The organism is Synechococcus sp. J7-Johnson (genome assembly GCF_024345795.1).
In the GTDB taxonomy this organism is placed as follows: domain Bacteria; phylum Cyanobacteriota; class Cyanobacteriia; order PCC-6307; family Cyanobiaceae; genus Regnicoccus_A.
This window is the reverse complement of the sequence record NZ_JAGQBU010000022.1, coordinates 1-19012: the sequence shown is the minus strand read 5'-3', so window position 1 is coordinate 19012 and position 19012 is coordinate 1. Positions and strand designations below refer to the sequence as shown.

Genomic DNA, 19012 nt, shown 5'->3' with positions numbered 1-19012 from the left:
ATTCCTGGGGCGGCTGCTGGCAGCTGCTCAGGGAATCGCCAGATAAGAAGCAACTCGGAGGCATCCCAGGGAATGCCTCCGAACAGCGGAGGGACGGGTCTCTCTCTGCTGTAGCCTCGTTTGCAGAAAAGTGCAACCGATGCGTTCGCCCCTGCATCTGGAGGTCCGCTCGCGGACCGCGAAGTAGTGGTCGATACGTAAATCTTAAGGCAAAATCCCAGATTTCAACCACGGTTCCCTGAACTTTTTTTTGCAGGCTTTCCCGGCCAGGCCACGATGCAGGTGTCGCCGCGTTTCCTGACCTTGCTGCGCTTGCAGCTAGAGCAGTTCTCCGACCGCAGCGACATCCGCTCTCTGGTGGTCTATCTGGCCATTCCCCGCGCTGACGGCAAGCCGGCTCTGATGCCGACAGGCCACTGGCCTCCACAACGCATGGCCCTTCCCCCCGTAGAGGAAGACGCGAGCCTGCTGCTGCCCAGTGAGCAGCGCCGCTGGCTGCCCCTGCGCCACCAGAGCACCCTGCTGGGCGCCCTGCGGGTGGAACTGGCTGGGAGTGCCTGGCCGGCCAACCTCCATCCACGGCTGCAGGCGGCGGCCCAGGTCCTCACCGAGGCCCTGCTGCTGGATCTGGAGCACCAACGGCTGAGCGAGCAGCTGGAGCGGCAGCAGCAGCAGTTGCGCCTGCTGGTGCACCAGATGCGCAACCCACTGGCCGCCCTGCGCACCTTTGCCCAGCTACTCAAACGACGCCTCGAGGGCGATCCCGAGAACCGCGCGCTGGTGGAGAACCTGCTGGTGGAAGGGCAGCAGCTGCACCGTTACATCGAAGCGATCGACGGGCTCACGGATCCAGCGGCGCTCCAGTCCGGCCCCCAGAGTTCAGGCCCCCTGCTGCTGCCGCCGTCCCTCCAGAGCGGCAACGCCGCACCCCTGCAGGAGCGGATCGAGCCCCTGCTGCAGCGCGCAGCCGCCACCGCGGCCCTGCAGGGCCGCCCCTGGCAGGGCCCCAGCTCGTTGCCGGACTGGCGGGGCGACAGCGCCGCCGTGGCCGAAATTCTGGCCAACCTGCTGGAGAACGCCTTCCGCTACAGCCCCGAAGGCAGCAGCGTGGGACTGCACACCGCCATGGCGTCTGGCGGAAGCCCCAGGCTCACGGTCTGGGATGGCGGAGGGGCGATCTCGCCGGACGAGCGGGAGGCGATCTTCGGACGGGGGATCCGGGGGGAGCGGGGCCAGGCCCTCCCTGGCACGGGACTGGGGCTGGCCCTGGCCAGGGATCTGGCCCGCAGCATGGGCGGTGAACTGAGTCTGCTCTGCCCCCCCAACCTCGCTGCCAGCGATCTCCCAGACGCCGGCAACGCCTTCCTGCTGGAGCTGCCGCCCAGCGCCTAGCCCGCCCCAGCCACGAGGGCAGCCAGGGCCAGCAGCAGCAGGGTCAGGCTCTCCACCCATTCCACGCAGGCGCCATAGCTGTCACCGCTGTGACCCCCCAGGCGGCGGCCCAGCCCCAGCGGCACCAGCCACGCCGGCAGCAGGCCCAGCAAGCCCTGCCAGGGCCAACCCATCGACGCACCCACCAGCGTGAGCGGCACCAGCAACACCAGCGCTGGCCTGAGCTCCCGGCCGAGGCCGAGCCAGTGCCGCTGATGAAACGCGGCCGTGCCGGCGGGCCGCAGGTAGGGGAAGAGGTGCATGGCAAACAACGGGGCGATGCGGCCCCACACCCCGGCCCAGACCAGGCCGAGAGCCACCAGGGGACCGAGGTTCAACTCCGCCAGGGTGAGCAGCGCGGCCGTCCGCAGCAACAGCACCTGAACCAGGGCCAGCACCCCACTGGCCCCGACCCGGCTGTCGTCCATCGCCTCCAGGGCCCGCTCGCCGGCCGCCAGGCCATCGGCCGTGTCCATCACCCCATCGGCGTGGATGCCGCCCGTCAGCCAGAGGCCAAGGGCCAGAACCAGAGCTACGCGGGCCCCTCCCGGGAGCCAGGGTTCCGCCAGGCACCAGAGCAGGCCCTGCAGCAGGCCCTGCAGCAGGCCGATCCACGGGGCGAAGCGGGCAATCCGCTCAAAGCGGGGCTGCAACCGTGGCCAGGCGGGCAGCACCGTGTAGAAGATCCAGGCCCCGGCCAGATCGCGCAGCCAGGGAGGCGCCGTAAGGGGCCTCATCGCCCACTCCAGGGCGAACGAACTAAGTTCAACACCGAACCGTTCCAGTCGCCGTGACCCGCTCCGCCGCAGCGGCCGACCCCTTCCGGTTCGAGATCACGGCCCAGTGCCCCTGTACCCAGGCCCGCTGCGGCGTCTTTCACACGCCCCATGGCCGCGTGGAAACGCCCCGCTTCATGCCGGTGGGCACCCTGGGCACCGTGAAGGGTGTGACCCCGGCCCAGCTGGCGGCCACCGGCGCCCAGATGGTGCTCGCCAACACGTATCACCTGCACCTCCAGCCCGGCGAGGGGATCGTGGCCGAAGCCGGCGGGCTGCACCGCTTCATGGGCTGGGATGGGCCCCTGCTCACCGATTCGGGTGGATTCCAGGTGTTCAGCCTCGGCAACATCAATGTCATCAACGATGAGGGAGTGGTGTTCCGCTCGCCCCGCGACGGCGCCCGCATCAGCCTCACACCGGAGCGTTCGATGCAGATCCAGATGGCGCTCGGGGCCGATGTGGCCATGGCCTTCGATCAGTGTCCGCCCTATCCCGCCAGCGAAAACGACGTGGGCGAGGCCTGCCGCCGCACCCACGCCTGGCTGGAGCGTTGCATCGCCACCCATGACCGCAGCGACCAGGCGCTGTTCGGCATTGTCCAGGGGGGCACCTTCCCCCACCTGCGCGAGCAGGCGGCACGGACGGTGAGTGCCATGGACCTGCCCGGTATCGCCATCGGCGGCGTGAGCGTGGGGGAGCCGGTGGAGGCCATGCACAGGATCGTGCGCCAGGTTGCGCCCCTGCTGCCCAGCGATCGTCCCCGCTATCTGATGGGTGTGGGCAGCTTGCGGGAGATGGCGATCGCCGTGGCCCAGGGCATCGACCTGTTCGACTGCGTGCTGCCCACCCGCCTGGGCCGCCACGGCACCGCCCTGGTGGGGGGCGAACGCTGGAATCTGCGCAACGCCCGTTTCCGCCACGACCACACCCCGCTCGATGCCAGCTGCGCCTGCCCGGCCTGCACCGGTCACAGCCGGGCTTATCTGCATCACCTGTTCCGCAGCAACGAACTGCTCGGCCGGATCCTGCTCAGCCTGCATAACCTCACCCAGCTGATTCGCTTCAGCACAGCCATGGCGACGGCCATCCGCGAGGGCTGCTTTGCAGAGGATTTCACTCCCTGGGAGCCCGGCTCCGGGGCCGCTCACACGTGGTAGCGTCCAGCCCATATCACGTTTTCGCCGTTCAGGGATGGTCTTCTCCGCGCTGATCTCCGCCACCACCCTGGCCGAACTTCCCGAGGCCTATCAGGCCTTCGGCCCACTGGTCGACATCCTGCCGATCATCCCCCTGTTCTTCCTGCTGCTGGCTTTCGTCTGGCAGGCATCCGTCGGCTTCCGCTGAGCCGTCGCATCAGGCAGGCACACCACACCTCTTGGGCAGCGCCTCAGCCGCCCCGCAGCACAGCCCAGGCAAAAGCCGGCAGCGCCAGCATCCGCCGCCAACGGCTCGGTTCCTGGATCAACCGGTACAACCATTCAATCTGCAGGGCTCCCATCCAGGCGGGGGCCCTTTTTTTGGTTCCTGCCCAGACATCGAAACTGCCGCCCACCCCCATCCAGAGGCCGCCCTGGCCCTGATGCAGCCGCTGGATCCAGGTTTCCTGGCGAGGGACCCCCAGCGCCACCAGCACCAGATCGAGCTGGCTGGCTTGCAACGTGGCTTCCAGCCCCGGCCAGGCCGCATCGGCTTGATAGCCGTGTACCGCGGCGACCAGATCGAGTGCCGGCAGTCGCTGCAGCATGCGCTCCCGCAGACGCTCCATCACCGTGGGTGATGCCCCCACCAGGGCCACCCGCCATCCCCGCTCGGCAGCCTCAACCAGCAGCCGATCAGCCAGCTCGATGCCCGGACTGCGTCTCACCCGGTGCCCCTGCCGCCCCAGGGCCCAGACCACCCCCGCCCCATCGGGGATGACCAGCTCAGCGGCTCGAATCACATCCCCGAGTGCAGGATCCTCGAGCGCTGCCATCGTCATCTCGGCGTTGAGGGTGACGATCTGACCGCCGCCGCGGCCATGCAGCCCGATCGCGGCATCCGCCACATCTGAGCAGACATCGACCGGCAGTCCCAGCACCTTCGAGCGCAGGCCCCCAGGAACCTGAGTTTCCGTCACCATCACGGCCAGGTCCCTTCGCATCACAGGGGAGAATTTAGGGAGAGTACCCATCTGCAGGGCAGATCCCTCCATCAACCTCGCAACCAGGCCGACCATGACGAGCGAGTGGACCCGCGATGGGGGCCTGGAGCCGCCCCTGCAGGAGCAACTGGGCGCCCGCCAGCTCAGCGACGAAGACGCCCACGAGCTGCTTCGCCACCTCGACAGCCAGATCGAGCGGGTGGTGCTGGCCCGTCAGCATCCGATCAGCGGACTGCTGCCGGCGAGCACAGCCAACACCGTGCACGGCAACTACGGCGATGCCTGGGTGCGGGATTGCGTCTACTCGATTCAGTGCGTCTGGGGGCTGGCCCAGGCCCACCGCCGCCTGAAGGGACCCTGCACCCGCAGCCATGAGCTGAACCAGCGGGTGCTGCAACTGATGCGCGGCCTGCTCAGCGCCATGATGCGCCAAGCACCGAAGGTGGAGCGCTTCAAGCGCAGCCTCGACCGGCTCGACGCCATCCATGCCAAGTTCGACACCGGCACGGGCAACCCGGTGGTGCCCGACGACGGCTGGGGGCATCTGCAGCTCGACGCCACGGCCCTTTATCTGCTGCAACTGGCCCAGCTGACCCGGTCCGGGCTGGTGGTGGTGCAGAGCAGCCATGAGCGGGATTTCCTGCAGAACCTGGTGTATTACGTGGCTCGGGCCTACAGGATCGCCGACTACGGCATCTGGGAGCGGGGCGACAAGGGCAACCACGGCGAACCGGAGCGCAACGCCAGCTCGATCGGCCTGGTCAAGGCGGCCCTGGAGTCCCTGGAGGGCCTCGATCTCTACGGCCCATATGGCGACGGCAGCTTCTGCCTGCACATCCCCCATCCGGCGATTGTGCGGCTGCGGCGGGCACTGCAGGCCCTGCTGCCGCGGGAGTCGGCCAGCAAGGAGGTGGACAGCGCCTGCCTCTCCGTGATCGGCTACCCCGCCTGGGCGGTGGATGACCCGGAGCTGGTGGAGCGCACGCGCAGCAAGATCCGCCGGGATCTCGGCGGCGCCTACGGCTACAAGCGCTTTCGCCGCGACGGCCACCAGACCCTGGTGGAGGACCACGAACGGCTCCACTACGAACCGGAGGAACTGGCCCAGTTCGAGGGCATCGAGTGCGAGTGGCCCCTGTTCTTCGCCTATGAGCTGGTCACGGCCTGCTGCGAGGAGCGCTGGAGCGAGGCCTGGCACTGGCGGCGACGCCTTGAGGCGGTGAGTGTGGAAGTCGATGGCGTGCCCGAACTGCCCGAGCTCTACCTGGTGCCGGCCGAAGCGATTGAGGCGGAACGACTCCATCCCGGGACCCAGGAACGGATCGCCAATGAGAACGTGCCTCTGCTCTGGACCCAGAGCCTCACCTGGCTGGGGGACCTGCTGCTCAACGGTCTGTTGAGTCCGGAGGACATCGATCCCAGCCACCGCCGCCTGCCGGCCCCCCTCGGCGCTGAGCGGGTGCTGGTGGCCCTGGTGCCTGAGAACGACACCATTGCCGCGGCGCTGGAGCAAGCCGGCCTGCCGGTGACCCGCCCTCAAGGTTCGGTGCGGGTGGCCAGCTCCAGGGAACTGGGCCGACGCATGGCCTCGGTGGGGGCGAACGCCAGGCTTGGCCTCAGTGGCTATCCGCCGGTGCGCATGGAAACCATGGCGACGGCCCTGGTGTATCGCAGCCCCGCTGGAAGTGGCGAGAACGGCAGCTGCGACGAGATGATGGCGTTCCTGCCCTCGGTGCTGGAGGAGGGCACTTTCTATCTGGCGGACGACCCCGAGCAGCTGGTTGACACCGTGACCAGTGAGCTTCGGCTGCTCCAGCGGCAGTGGCGCGGCGATGGCCTGCCCCTGCTGTTGATCCCCCTGGCGGCCAGTCCCTTCCAGCGTGATCCCGCCACCTTGATCCGCATGGGTGAAGCCCTGCGCAGCGGTCTGGTGGAAGGGGTACCTGTGCAGCTCGATCGTCTCGAAGGATTGATCGATCAGGTCTGCTGGGAGGAGCTGCCGCCACCCCAGGAGCAGCCCCTGGCGAGGCGCAGCCAGCCGGCCGCCCCAGTGCTGCGCCACAGCACCAGCCAGAAGCCGCTCACGATCCAGCAGGAACAGGAACTGGAGGACATCGCCATACCCGGACTGGCGGATCTGCTCTGGCGCAGCACCTCTCTGCCCGAGCAGGCGGAAGTGCTGGAGCAACTGGTGCAGCGGCTGGGGCGCAGCGCGATTCTTCAGGGCCCATCCAGCGCCGGACCGCTGAAGCTGCAGGCGCTGGTGGAGGAGATCTACCGCCGGGGCCTGGCCGAGGGTGACTGGAACGTGGTGCGGCGCTGCGCCGGACTGATGCAGCTTGTGCATCCCCAGCTTGAGGATGCCCTAACCGACATCCTGGTGCGTCAGAAGCAGGTGGTGGTGGGCCGCAACTACACCCACGAGTCGCTGATCAGCCAGCCCCAGGGCAGCGCCATGATCGGGGCCATGATCCGCCGCTTCAGCGGTGAAGACGGCCGTGAGTGGATGCTGCAGCAGGAGCTGCTGCTGGCCCTCGACGGGCTGGCCCGCTCCGAGCAGGCGCTGCTCAGCGGCAGCCTGACGATCCAGCTGGGGCAGCTGCTGCTCCTGCTCACCGGCGAGCTGGCGGCCGAGCTGGATCTCACCGCCGACGACGCCTTCGAAGCACTCTGCGATTTACCGCCCCACGCCATCCGACGGCGCCTGCGCACGGTGCTGGCAGATGTGGACCATGCCCGCGAGGCCTTGCGCCGCAAGGAGCAGCTCCACCTGAGCGGGCGGGTGCGCTGGGAGGTGCCCGATCCCCTCGACGACCTGCCCCTGGGCAGCGGCTGTGGCTGGATGCAGCACCGCCAGCGCCTGGGAGCCCTGCAGCGGGTCCCTCGCGACTTCTACGCCGGCATCTGGGATCTGCTCCACCATTGCCGCGGGCTGGTGATCGGCGACAAGCTGGAGCGGCGCAACCGCCTTGAGAGCGAGCCCCTGCTCTCGGAAAAGACCCCGGGTGAGCGCAACTTCGCGGCCCTGGTGGACCACCTGCTGAGCAAGATCGAAGCTCCTGAATATCGCCAGCTCTGCACCGAGACCCTGCTCTCGCTGGTGGTGTTCGTGGGTGCCAACCCCCAGGTGCGCTTCGACGACTACCTGGCCCTCGACGTGGTGATCGGCCACGCGGTGCGGGTGGGCTGGCAACAGACCCACCCGGAGCTGGGCGGAGAGGATTACGCCAAGCAGAAGTCAGCGGCCTGGGATCTCTTCTACACCTCCTCACCGGCCCGTTGCCGCCGCTGGCAGATCCTGGCCCTGCGCGACCTCACCGAAATCGAGACTGGGGATGGGGACGGAGAGACGGCCGCTCAGATGGGTGCGTCGAGGGCCATGCAGAGCGAGGGCTGATCCACCGCCAGCTCGATCAGGTTGGCCAGCATCAGGGCCCTGGAGGCCTGCTGGCCATCTACGGCTGGAACCTCGCGGCCACGCAGGCAGAGCAGGAAGTGTTCCAGCTCGGCATAGAGCGGCTCGATCGAGGTGGTGCTCACTTCCTCGATGAAGCCATCGTTGCGATAGAGCAATTCTCCGTGGTCAGCAGACACCCACTCGTGGGCGCGGCGGTGGATGTGCAGCCGGCGGTTGAGGAAATCGGTTTCCACCAGGCTGGCGCGGCAATGGGCGCTGAGGCTGCGGATCTTGCGGTGGGCCATCTTGCTGGCCGTGAGGCTAGCCACCACCCCATTGCTGAAACCGAGGGTGGCATTGACGTAATCGATCGGGCCGTCGGAACTGCGCCCGCCCGCCGCCGCCAGCCGCACCACCTGGGAGCCGGCGAGCTCAAGCACGAGGTCGATGTCGTGGATCATCAGATCAAGCACCACCGACACATCGTTGGCTCGGTCGGCATGGGGGCTGTGACGGCGTGCCTCCAGCACCACCACTTCCTCGTTCGCCACCACCTTGAGCAGTTCGCGAAAGGCGGGGTTGAAGCGCTCGATATGGCCCACCTGAAGCTGGCGCCCCGCCAGTTCCGCGGCCTGAATCAATTCGCTGGCCTCCTCCTGGCTGGCGGCGATCGGCTTCTCGATCAGCACATGCAGGCCGGCCTGGAGGCAGGCCATGCCAACCCGGTGGTGAAGCAGGGTGGGAACGGCGATGCAGACCGCCTCGACCTCGGGGAGCAGGTCGTCGAAGTTCTCGAACCAACGGCAGCCGAATTGCTCAACTGCCAGCTGACCGCGACGTTGATCGGGATCCGCCACCCCCACCAGCTCGGCGTCCCGCAGCAGGCTCAGGACTCTGGCGTGGTGCCATCCCATGTTGCCGATGCCGATGACCCCCACCTTGACCGGGGTGATGGGATCGCTGCTCATCGCCGCACCAGCACACCCGCCAACGTGATCTCCAGCCGCTCCAGTCCAGGCATTATCAATGATCATCCGCTCCGGCGGCTCCAGCGCTGGTGAGGAGTCGTCTCAGTCGGAGGCGCGACGGGTGATCTGAACCCGCTCGATGCGGGGGCCGTCCATGGCGCTGATCTCGAACTGGTGCCCCTTCCAGCGCAGGCTCTCGCCGGGGGCCGGGATGTGCTGCAGCCGCTCCAGCATGAAGCCCGCCAGGGTGTGATGGCCGTCGGCCTCCGGCAGGGAGAGATTGAGCTGGCGGTTGAGCTCGAAGATCTCCAGATCGCCGGCCACCAGCCAGGTGTCGTCCTGCAGCCGCTGCAGGTTCTGGCGGATGGTGATCAGATCGTCCTCATCGCCGACGATCTCGCTGGTGAGGTCGGCGACGGTGACCAGGCCCTCGGTGCCGCCATGTTCATCCACCACCACCAGCAGGGGCTGGCCGCTGCGGATCAGCGGCAGCAGCACCGCCAGGGACACCGTTTCCTGCACCCGCGCCACCGGGGTGATGTAGGGAGCCAGGGGAGTGTCGCCCTGCAGGAGGCCCTTGGCAATCGGTTCGGCCAGGCGGCGCAGGTCCAGCACACCGCGCACGTCATCAAGCGACTGACCGATGACGGGGAAACGGGCATGGGCGGTGGCGTGCACAACCTCCATCAGCTCGGCGAAGGTCACTTCCAGAGGCAGGGTGACCATGCCGGAACGGGGCACCATCACCTCACGCACCTGGGTGTCCCGCAACGAGAACACCCCTTCGAGGATGCTGCGCTCATCCGGAAGCAGACCGGTGACGCTGTTGGATTCAATCAGGGTTTCCAGCTCGCCGGCGGAGAGGGCGGGCACCAGCTCATCCCAGTTGCGGGGCAGCCCCAGCAGGCGCAGCAGTCCATTGGCGAAACGCTCCACCAGAATCACCAGGGGCCAGAGGGTGCGGATCACCCACTCCAGCAAGGGTGCAAGCTGCAGGGCCGAGCTCTCCGGTCGGTGCATCACCCAGGCCTTGGGCGCCACGCCACCGACGACTGTGGCCAGCCCCACCAGGGCCAGAAACACCAGCACATCGACCCAGAGGCGCTCGGCCCCAGGATCGAGCCGCACCGCCAGACCGCGGCCACCCCAGCCGAGGGCCACCATGGCCAGGGCCGCCCCCAGCTGGGTGGCGACCAGCACCCGGCGCAGGCGCTGCTGCAGCCGCTCCGCCGAGAGGGCGCCGCCGTGACCGTCGGCGGCGAGCACCTTGACCCGGCTGGGCCGCAGGTGAATCAGGGCGAACTCGCTTGCGGCGAAAAAGGCCAACAGCGCCAGCAAGGCCAGCAGCAGAACGAGCAGGCGCATGGGAAGAAGAGCAGCGGGCGGGTAGGGGTTCACTCCACGGTGACGCTCTTGGCCAGATTGCGAGGTTGATCCACATCAAGGCCGCGGTGGGCGGCGATATGGTAAGAGAGAAGTTGCATCGGAATCACTGTCAACAGGGGGCTGAGCAGCTCATCCACCTCAGGCACCGGCAACAGCACATCGAAGATCTCCGTGTCGGGGCCGCGTGGGGCCACGCCGATCAGCCGGGCATCGCGCGCCTTCGCCTCCTGGGCGTTGGAGAGCACCTTGTCGAAAACAGTGCCGGGCACCGCGATCGACACCACCGGCACCCGGGCGTCGAGCAGGGCGATGGGGCCGTGCTTCATCTCACCGGCCGGATAGCCCTCTGCATGGATGTAGCTGATCTCCTTGAGCTTCAGGGCCCCTTCCAGGGCGATCGGGAAGTTGATGCCACGGCCCAGAAAGATCACATCCTGGGTGTCGGCGAACTGGTGGGCCAGCTCGGCGCAGAGCAGATCCTGCTCTTCCAGCAGGGTCTGCAGCTGGGCGGGCAGGGCCCGCAGCCCGGCCACCAGCTCGAGCAGCTGGGCCGGGGAGCGGCTGGAGCGGCGCTCGGCGAATGAGAGGGCTAGGCCGTAGAAGGCGAGCAGCTGACCTAGGAAGGTCTTGGTGGCGGCCACGCCCACCTCTATGCCGGCGCCGATGTCGAGCAGGTGGGGCACCAGCCGGCCCAGGGAGCTCTCCGGCCGGTTGGTGATGCCCAGCAGTCGGGGAGCAAAAGCCGGATCAGCGATCAGCTCCCGGCGCTTCTGCTCCATCTGCAGCGCCGCCAGGGTGTCGGCGGTCTCACCCGACTGGGTCACGCCGATGGTGAGGGTGTGGGGCGCCAGCGGCGGTGGCGCGTAGCGGAATTCACTGGCGTAGTGCACCGCGGTGGGCAGTCCTGCGAGCTGCTCCAGCAGATAGGCCCCCACCTGGGCAGCATGGCGACTGGTGCCGCAGGCCAGGATCTGGATCCGCTCCACCCCGTCGAAGAGCTGATCCTGAAGCGGCAGGGCCACCAGCGACGGGGTGCCGGGCACTCCCGGCGACTCGGTGGGCAGATGGCGGGCCACCCAGAGCGCCGCCGTCTCGGGCTGCTCGTGGATCTCCTTATGCATGAAGTGGCGGAAGCTGCGCTTGTCCGCCACGTGCTCGGTGCCCTGCAGCAGGCTGGGGGCGCGCTGCACCCGCTCAGCCGCCGGCCCATAGAGCTCGATGCCCAGCGGGGTGAGCAGGGCCGTTTCGCCGTCTTCAAGAGGAAGGATGGTGCGGGTGAAGCCCGCCAGGGCAGGAGTGTCGCTGGCGCAGAGGAATTCCCCCTCCCCCAGACCGATCACCAGCGGCGCCTGGCGGCGGGCCACCACCACCGCTCCGGGCGTATCGGCCCAGACCACCGCCAGGGCATAGGCCCCGTGCAGCTGGGGCAGCACCTGCTGCACCGCCTGGAGCAACAGCTGCGGCGAAGGCTGGCTGCCCGAGCGCTGAAGCTCCCCGAGCTTCCGGGCCACCAGGTGAGGGATCACTTCGGTGTCGGTGTCGGAGCGGAAGTGAACTCCTTCCGCCTGCAGCGACTCCCTGAGCAGACGGTGGTTCTCGATGATGCCGTTCTGAACCACGGCAAGACTGCCGCTGCCATCGAGATGGGGGTGGGCGTTGCGCTCCTCCGGCTTGCCATGGGTGGCCCAGCGGGTGTGGCCGATGCCGCAGTGACCCAGGGCCCCCTGGGCCTCATAGCGGCCCGTGAGGTTGACGAGCTTGCCCTCGGCCCGCAGCAGGGTGAGACGCCCGGACAGGTGGCCGCTGCCGGGCTCCGGCGCCTGGACGGTGGCGATGCCAGCGGAGTCGTAGCCGCGGTATTCGAGCTGGCGCAGACCCTCCAGCAGCAGGGGAGCCGCCTCACGGGAGCCGATGACCGCAACGATGCCGCACATGGCTGATGGGCCGGACTTCGGCTGTTTCTAAAGGATCACCGCCCGCGCGCCTAGCCCGCCGGCATTGCGGCGGAAGGAGTGAGCGATGCCGGCGGCCAAAAAAAAGCCCGGACAAGCCGGGCGGACGTGCTCAGAGCGGGTGCAGGCCTCAGTAGGCCAGGCCCATGCTCCGGCTGGTTTCATCCCCGAGATAGACGCGGATGCTCAGGAAATCAGTGGGGCAAGCGGTTTCGCAGCGCTTGCAACCCACGCAGTCTTCGGTGCGAGGCGATGAGGCGATCTGGCCAGCTTTGCAGCCGTCCCAGGGAACCATCTCGAGAACGTCGAGAGGGCAGGCACGGACGCACTGGGTGCAGCCGATGCAGGTGTCGTAGATCTTGACTGAATGGGACATGCCCGGCCAGAGAGCGAACGGCGTCCGGTCAAAGTACTCAAACCGTCTGGAAGCCCACCGTCAGTGGCCTCAGGCCGTCACCCTTTTTCATACGGACCAGGGAGGCGTTCAGGGCGACCCGTAGGATGCGGCCTCCCTCACACCGGCCATGTCACAGGAAGCGATCTTCGAGAAAGTCCGTTCGATCGTTGCCGAGCAGCTCAGCGTCGATGCCGCTGAAGTGAAGCCGGAGTCGAATTTCCAGAATGATCTGGGCGCGGACTCGCTCGACACGGTGGAACTGGTCATGGCCCTGGAAGAGGCCTTCGACATCGAAATCCCAGACGAGTCGGCCGAAGGCATCACCACCGTCGGTGACGCCGTCAAGTACATCCTGGATAAGCAGGCCTGAGGGTGTCGATGGTGGAGGGTCTCCGCCGTGTCGTGGTCACGGGCCTCGGCGCGGTCACACCGATCGGCAACGACGTCTCCCAGTACTGGGACGGGTTGCGGCTCGGCTCTAACGGGGTGGCGCCGATCACTCTGTTTGATGCCTCACGGCATGCCTGCCGATTCGCGGCCGAGGTGAAGAACTTCGATCCAAGCGATGTGCTGGATCGCAAGGAGACCAAGCGCTGGGACCGTTTCTGTCAGTTCGGTGTCGTGGCCTCCAAGCAGGCGGTTGAGCAGGCGCAACTCCTGATCGACGAGAGCACGCAGCACCGCATCGGTGTGGCGATCGGCTCCGGTGTGGGCGGATTGCTGATGATGGAAAGCCAGGCCCATGTGCTCGCCGACCGGGGACCGGACCGGGTCAGCCCGTTCTGCGTGCCGATGATGATTCCGAACATGGCGGCCGGGCTGACCGCCATCGCGCTCGGGGCCAAGGGTCCCAGCAGCGCTGTATCCACGGCCTGCGCCGCTGGATCCAATGCCATCGGCGATGCCTTCCGCCTGATCCAGCTCGGCCTGGCCGACGCCATGGTGTGCGGCGGAGCTGAGTCGGCGATCACTCCCCTGGGGGTGGCTGGCTTCGCCAGTGCCAAGGCCCTCTCCTTCCGCAACGACGACCCCGCCACCGCCAGCCGCCCCTTCGACGCCGAACGCAACGGCTTCGTGATCGGTGAGGGCGCAGGAATCCTGGTGCTCGAAAGCCTGGAGAATGCCCGCGCCCGCGGGGTCGAGATCCTGGCCGAGGTGGTGGGCTACGGCATGACCTGTGACGCTCATCACATCACCTCCCCGACTCCAGGGGGCCTCGGTGGCGCCGAAGCGATGCGGCTGGCCATGGCCGATGCCCGGGTGGAGCCAGAGCAGGTCGACTACGTCAATGCCCACGGCACCAGCACCCAGGCCAACGACAGCAACGAGACCGCGGCGATCAAGGCAGCTCTGGGCGAGCACGCGTACCGGATTCCCGTCAGTTCGACCAAGTCGATGACCGGTCACCTGCTCGGCGGCAGCGGTGGGATCGAGGCCGTGGCCGCCGTCCTGGCGATAGGCCACAACCTCGTACCACCTACCATCAATTACCAAAATCCGGATCCGGCCTGTGATCTGGATGTCGTGCCCAATCAGGCGCGGGAACAGAAACTGAACGTCGTGCTCTCGAATTCGTTCGGGTTTGGCGGTCACAACGTCTGCCTTGCCTTCCGTCGGATGCGCTGAAGAGCTGGCACTGCCAGCTCTGGGCCGCCCGGAACGCCTCACTCCCCCCACTCCTCCCCCCAACCATGGTCGCCGCCCCCACAGTGGACACCCTGTCCGTCGACAACCTTTGCGTCAACAGCATTCGCTTCCTGGCGATCGACGCGATCAACAAGTCCAACTCCGGGCACCCCGGCCTGCCGATGGGCGCGGCACCGATGGCCTATGCCCTGTGGGATAAGCACCTTCGCCACAATCCGGCCAACCCGAAGTGGTTCAACCGCGACCGCTTCGTCCTCTCAGCCGGCCACGGCTGCATGCTGCTGTATGCGCTGCTGCACCTGAGCGGTTACGACAGCGTTTCGATCGAAGACATCAAGCAGTTCCGTCAGTGGGGCTCCAAGACCCCCGGCCACCCCGAAACCTTCGAAACCCCCGGGGTTGAGGTAACCACCGGTCCTCTGGGTCAGGGGATCTCCAACGCGGTTGGGCTGGCGATCGCCGAGGCCCATCTGGCGGCGAAATTCAATCGCCCTGGGACCACGCTGGTCGATCACCACACCTACGTGATCATGGGCGACGGCTGCCACCAGGAGGGTATCTCCGGTGAAGCCGCCTCCCTGGCCGGTCACCTCGGCCTGGGCAAGCTGATCGCCCTCTACGACGACAACCACATCACGATCGACGGCAGCACCAAGGTTTCCTTCACCGAGGATGTGCTCAAGCGCTACGAGGCCTACGGCTGGCACGTGCAGCACGTGGCCGAAGGCAACACCAACATCGAGGCGATCGGCCTGGCGATCGCAGCTGCCAAGGCGGTCACCGACAAGCCCAGCCTGATCAAGGTCACCACCACCATCGGCTACGGCTCCCCCAACAAGGCCGACACCGCCGGGGTGCACGGCGCAGCCCTTGGCGCTGAGGAAGCCGATCTCACCCGCAAGTCGCTGGGGTGGAGCTATGGCCCGTTCGAGGTGCCTGAGGAGGCCTATGAGCAGTGGCGCAAGGCCCGCGAACGCGGCGCAGCACTGGAAGCCGAGTGGGACAACACCCTGGCGGCCTACCGCAGCCAGCACCCCGCCGAAGCCGCTGAATTCGAGCGCATGCTGCGCGGCGAACTGCCCCAGAGCTGGGACGCCAAGCTCCCCCGCTTCACCCCCGACGACAAGGGACTGGCCACCCGCCAGTATTCATACAACGTTCTCAATGCGATCGGTCCCGATCTGCCCGAGCTGATCGGCGGCTCCGCCGACCTCACCCACTCCAACCTCACCGACATCAAAGGGGAGAAGAGTTTCCAGAAGGGCAGCGAAGCCAACCGCTACCTGCATTTCGGTGTGCGCGAGCACGCCATGGCGGCGATTCTGAACGGCATCGCTTACCACGACAGCGGCCTGATTCCCTACGGAGGCACCTTCCTGGTGTTTGCCGGCTACATGGTGGGCGCCATGCGCCTCTCGGCCCTGAGTGAGCTGGGCGTGATCTACGTGCTCACCCACGATTCGATCGGCCTCGGCGAAGACGGACCTACCCACCAGCCGGTCGAGACCCTTGCTTCGCTGCGCTCGATTCCCAACCTGCTGGTGATCCGCCCAGGCGACGGCAACGAAACCAGTGGCGCCTACCAGGTGGCCGTAACCAACCGCAAGCGGCCCACGGTGCTGGCCCTCAGCCGCCAGGCGATGGTGAACCAGCCCAACTCGGCTCCCGAGCATGTGGCCAAGGGCGGTTACATCCTTGAAGACAGCAACGGCAGCCCCGAGCTGATCCTGATCGGCTCCGGCACCGAACTGGATCTCTGCGTCAAAGCAGCCAAGGAGTTGCGCGGCGAGGGCCACAACGTGCGTGTGGTCTCCATGCCCTGCGTGGAGCTGTTCGAGGAGCAGGACGCCGGCTACCGCGAGTCGGTGCTGCCCTCCGCGGTGCGCAAACGCCTGTTGGTGGAAGCCTCCGGCTCCTTCGGCTGGCACAAGTACGTCGGCCTCGACGGTGACACCGTTTCGATCGACCGCTTCGGCGCCTCCGCTCCTGGGCCGGTCTGCCTGGAGCAGTTCGGCTTCACCGTGGAGAACGTGGTCGCCAAGGCCAAGGCGCTCTGAGCACCCCCCCCTCCACAAGCCAGGGTTCAGGGCCAATGGACACCCCGGAACGCCTGTCGATCGTTCTGCCGACTTACAACGAACGGCAGAACGTCGCCAGGATCCTGGAGGAACTGCTGCCACTGAAGCAACGCTTCGATCTTGAAGTGCTCTTCGTGGACGACGACTCGGCTGACGGCACAGCGGATCTGGTCAAACAGCTGGCCCATGGCCAGGCCGGTGTGCGCCTGATCCGCCGGGTGGGGCGCGCCGGCCTGGCCAGCGCCATAAAGGAGGGCATTCTCGATGCCACCGGCGATGTGATCGTGGTCATGGACTGCGACGGCCAGCACGAGCCTGCTGCGGTGGAAGCCGCTGTTGAGGCTCTCCTGAGCAGCGGCAGCGATCTGGTGGTGGGCAGCCGCTTCCACGCCGAGGCGGCCATTCATGGCCTGAGTGAGAAGCGGACCCGCAACTCCACCTGGGCCAACACCATTGCCCGCTTCAGCCTTCCGGGCTACCGCCGGCTCACGGATTACATGAGCGGCTTCTTTGCCCTGCGGCCCGAGGCCGCCCTGCGCTATGTGCGGCGGGTGGATGTGAATGGATTCAAATTTCTCTACGAACTGCTCTCGATCAGCCGCGGTTCACTGCGGGTGAGTGAAATTCCCCTGCACTTCCAGGCCCGGGTGGCTGGTGATTCCAAGCTGGATCTGGCGATCGTCTGGGATCTGGGGGTGTCAATTCTGCACACCCTGCTGCTGCGCTCGATTCCCCGCCGAGCCATCAGCTTCGCCCTGGTGGGCCTGAGCGGAGTGGCGGTTCAGATGCTGGTGGTACAGGCGCTGATGGGCACCGCGGGGCTGGTCTTCAAGCAAGCACTGCCGATTGCGGTGGTGGTGGCTGCCAGCTCCAATTACCTGATCAACAACGCACTCACCTTCCGCTTCCAACGCCAACAGGGAACAGCGCTGCTGAAGGGCCTGCTCAAGTTCCTGCTGGTGGCCTCCCTGCCGGTGCTTGCCAATGTGGGCGTGGCCTCCACGTTTTACAACCTGGTGTCCCGCAACACCTTCTGGGCACAACTAGCCGGCATTCTGGTGGTGTTCGTGTGGAACTATGCGGCGTCATCACGCTTCGTGTGGAACACTCCTTAGCTGCGCTCAGCAGAGGTTTGCGGGGAGAAATCGGGCTGAGCAAAGCAAGACTTTTGGACGTGGCTGATCGATTCAGCGGGTTGGGGTACTGACAACAGTCGTGGCTTGTTGTCGCAGGGAGCTCACCACGCCACTGCGCTTTAGTTCACTGATCGCCAGATCAATCCGTTGAGCAGTGGCCTCAGGCAATCCAGGGGCAAAGACAAACGCCTGGGATTCAGGCCGAATGCCCTGCAGGGCCAGGCTTGGCAGAAAGCCTTTCAACGGAGAATTGATCAACAGATAGCTCAGCTGCAGGTTGTCGCCCAGCAACGCATCGACTCTCCTGGAAACCAGAAGATCGACCCCCGAACGAATGCTGGTCAGGGGCAGGATCGATACCTTCGGGCCCGTGTTGGCGGCGTTTAGTTCCTTCAGCAACGCTTCGCTCACCGTGCCGCTGCGCACTCCCACCCGCAGGCCGCGCAGATCTGACTCGGAACGGATCCCTCCGCTTGCCGTGCCCTGCACCTCCCGTGCCACATTCACGGTCAGATAGCCCACCAGCAGAGAGGCTGAGACGATCCTCACCACGTAGGCCACCAGCACGATGGTGTTCCCCCGGGTGGTTGCCACGAGGGTATTGCTGCCCGGCCCGGTCGCGAGCACCTGGAACACTTTGCTGAAGCTGCGAACGCGCCCGTCGCTGAGGGTCTGGGGCTGCTGGGGGTAGCGCTCCACTTTCCAGGTCAGCAGCGCCAGAAGCGCAATCGCCAGCAGGTAGCCGCCCAACAGCTGCAGCAGCGCGGGTGTCAGCAGCGCAGCCAGGAATGAGCGGCCTAGATCAAGCCGGCTTTGCACTACCATCACCGCCAACCCATCCTCCTGGAAGGGAAGACTGAAGCGGTAACGCTCCAGCCGATCAGGCGACACGTTGAGGCAGCCCACCGCCAGATCCAGCCTGCCGTCGCGGGTGCCCTCCAACATCTCCTGGACCGAGGGCATCTCCGTGACCACGTAAGCAAGACGCTCGCGCGTGGCAATCCGGCTCCATAGATCAATTGCCAGCCCCCGCCACGCACCTGCGTCCCGGTAGCTGCACGGAGGCGCCCCATCCACCACTCCCACCCGCAAAACTGGCGCCAACGCTCCGGCAGAAACGGGGAACCCCAGTGCCAGAACCAGGGCGGAGCCCCAGCCCACCAGCACACCTCTGATGCCCACATCGATGTTGAAAGCTCGGTTTCGTGCCATCGGGTCATTCTGACGAGGCCTCAAGGCTCGCCCCGATCCAAATCAGGAAAAGCATGCCTTGAAAGAGAGGGATCTTTGAGCAAGCCGCCCCCACTGTCAGCAAAGAAGTCCGCTCGATCTGACCCATCCACCTCAAACTAGGTATTGCCGCACTCCCAATTCGATTGTATGAGCGCTGCCAGTCTTGTTATTATGCTGAACCCGGACGACCCTATAGAGGGTGTTGGAAGTGATCATTTGGGTTTCCGAGAATTTGGGTCCGTTTTTATGGCGTTACTGCCTAACGCTGCCCCTGAGTGGCAGGCAAGGAGCATAGGGTGGCGCAGCAGAAAGTAGATGGAGGCCTGACCACTCGAGGGGCTTGTTGGACTAAGCCGCTGCGCGGCAGATTCAAAGCCAGCATAGTCAGAGTCATGCAAGATGGCCAGAAACTGATGAGTTGATTGGCGGGCAGCCTGGGCTCCAGCAGCAGGCTCGTTCGCCAGTCGA

15 protein-coding genes are annotated in these 19012 nt (G+C 66.5%); 8 read left to right on the top strand and 7 right to left on the bottom strand.

From position 1 onward, the window contains the following. The first annotated feature begins 276 nt into the window (after nucleotides 1-276). Entirely contained in the window at nucleotides 277-1392 is a 1116-nt protein-coding gene (locus KBY93_RS11260) for a sensor histidine kinase KdpD (protein ID WP_255094497.1), read from the top strand. On the opposite strand, the gene cobS is transcribed toward KBY93_RS11260, so the two are convergent. Continuing rightward, nucleotides 1389-2168 carry an adenosylcobinamide-GDP ribazoletransferase gene (gene cobS / locus KBY93_RS11255; RefSeq protein WP_255094496.1) on the bottom strand — a complete coding sequence of 260 codons (780 nt, stop codon included), beginning with the start codon at nucleotides 2166-2168 and terminating at the stop codon, nucleotides 1389-1391. The two genes, KBY93_RS11260 and cobS, sit on opposite strands and share 4 nt — an antisense overlap. A 53-nt stretch (nucleotides 2169-2221) precedes the next feature. Here cobS and tgt point away from each other — a divergent pair, with 53 nt between their 5' ends. Both tgt and KBY93_RS11245 read left to right on the top strand, forming a co-directional pair. Beyond that, on the top strand, nucleotides 2222-3367 hold the full coding sequence (gene tgt / locus KBY93_RS11250) for a tRNA guanosine(34) transglycosylase Tgt (RefSeq protein ID WP_255094494.1): 1146 nt from the start codon (nucleotides 2222-2224) through the stop codon (nucleotides 3365-3367). A 34-nt stretch (nucleotides 3368-3401) separates the two neighbouring features. Continuing rightward, a complete protein-coding gene (locus KBY93_RS11245) occupies nucleotides 3402-3554 on the top strand; it encodes a photosystem II reaction center protein K (protein ID WP_094555354.1) in 153 nt (50 codons plus the stop codon). Between the two features lie 43 nt (nucleotides 3555-3597). Here the strand turns inward: KBY93_RS11245 and KBY93_RS11240 are convergent, their stop codons facing one another. Continuing rightward, entirely contained in the window at nucleotides 3598-4329 is a 732-nt protein-coding gene (locus KBY93_RS11240) for a WecB/TagA/CpsF family glycosyltransferase (protein ID WP_255094518.1), read from the bottom strand. A gap of 94 nt (nucleotides 4330-4423) precedes the next feature. Between KBY93_RS11240 and KBY93_RS11235 the strand changes: the two genes are divergently transcribed. Further along, on the top strand, nucleotides 4424-7747 hold the full coding sequence (locus tag KBY93_RS11235) for a glycoside hydrolase family 15 protein (protein ID WP_255094493.1): 3324 nt from the start codon (nucleotides 4424-4426) through the stop codon (nucleotides 7745-7747). Here the strand turns inward: KBY93_RS11235 and KBY93_RS11230 are convergent. The 4 genes from KBY93_RS11230 to psaC form a co-directional block, all read right to left on the bottom strand. Then, nucleotides 7708-8715, bottom strand: coding sequence for a Gfo/Idh/MocA family protein (locus KBY93_RS11230; protein WP_094555355.1), 1008 nt, complete (start codon nucleotides 8713-8715; stop codon nucleotides 7708-7710). The two genes, KBY93_RS11235 and KBY93_RS11230, sit on opposite strands and share 40 nt — an antisense overlap. A 102-nt stretch (nucleotides 8716-8817) precedes the next feature. Then, nucleotides 8818-10080, bottom strand: a complete 1263-nt coding sequence (locus KBY93_RS11225; protein ID WP_255094492.1) for a hemolysin family protein — start codon at nucleotides 10078-10080, stop codon at nucleotides 8818-8820. A 29-nt stretch (nucleotides 10081-10109) separates the two neighbouring features. After that, a complete protein-coding gene (glmS, locus tag KBY93_RS11220) occupies nucleotides 10110-12035 on the bottom strand; it encodes a glutamine--fructose-6-phosphate transaminase (isomerizing) (RefSeq protein ID WP_255094491.1) in 1926 nt (641 codons plus the stop codon). A 148-nt stretch (nucleotides 12036-12183) separates the two neighbouring features. Next, nucleotides 12184-12429: a photosystem I iron-sulfur center protein PsaC gene (gene psaC / locus KBY93_RS11215; protein WP_006172463.1), complete on the bottom strand. Its 246-nt coding sequence runs from the start codon at nucleotides 12427-12429 to the stop codon at nucleotides 12184-12186. 148 nt (nucleotides 12430-12577) lie between these two features. On the opposite strand from psaC, the gene acpP reads away from it, so the two are divergent. From acpP to KBY93_RS11195, 4 genes are all read left to right on the top strand, one after another. Further along, nucleotides 12578-12820, top strand: coding sequence for an acyl carrier protein (gene acpP, locus KBY93_RS11210; RefSeq protein ID WP_006172464.1), 243 nt, complete (start codon nucleotides 12578-12580; stop codon nucleotides 12818-12820). 8 nt (nucleotides 12821-12828) lie between these two features. Beyond that, entirely contained in the window at nucleotides 12829-14076 is a 1248-nt protein-coding gene (gene fabF / locus KBY93_RS11205) for a beta-ketoacyl-ACP synthase II (RefSeq protein ID WP_255094490.1), read from the top strand. Nucleotides 14077-14141: 65 nt separating this feature from the next. Then, nucleotides 14142-16154, top strand: a complete 2013-nt coding sequence (tkt, locus tag KBY93_RS11200) for a transketolase (RefSeq protein WP_255094489.1) — start codon at nucleotides 14142-14144, stop codon at nucleotides 16152-16154. A 35-nt stretch (nucleotides 16155-16189) separates the two neighbouring features. Next, nucleotides 16190-17290, top strand: coding sequence for a glycosyltransferase family 2 protein (locus KBY93_RS11195; protein ID WP_255094488.1), 1101 nt, complete (start codon nucleotides 16190-16192; stop codon nucleotides 17288-17290). Between the two features lie 72 nt (nucleotides 17291-17362). Here the strand turns inward: KBY93_RS11195 and KBY93_RS11190 are convergent, their stop codons facing one another. Next, nucleotides 17363-18523 carry an ABC transporter substrate-binding protein gene (locus KBY93_RS11190; RefSeq protein ID WP_255094487.1) on the bottom strand — a complete coding sequence of 387 codons (1161 nt, stop codon included), beginning with the start codon at nucleotides 18521-18523 and terminating at the stop codon, nucleotides 17363-17365. Between the last annotated feature and the right edge of the window lie 489 nt (nucleotides 18524-19012).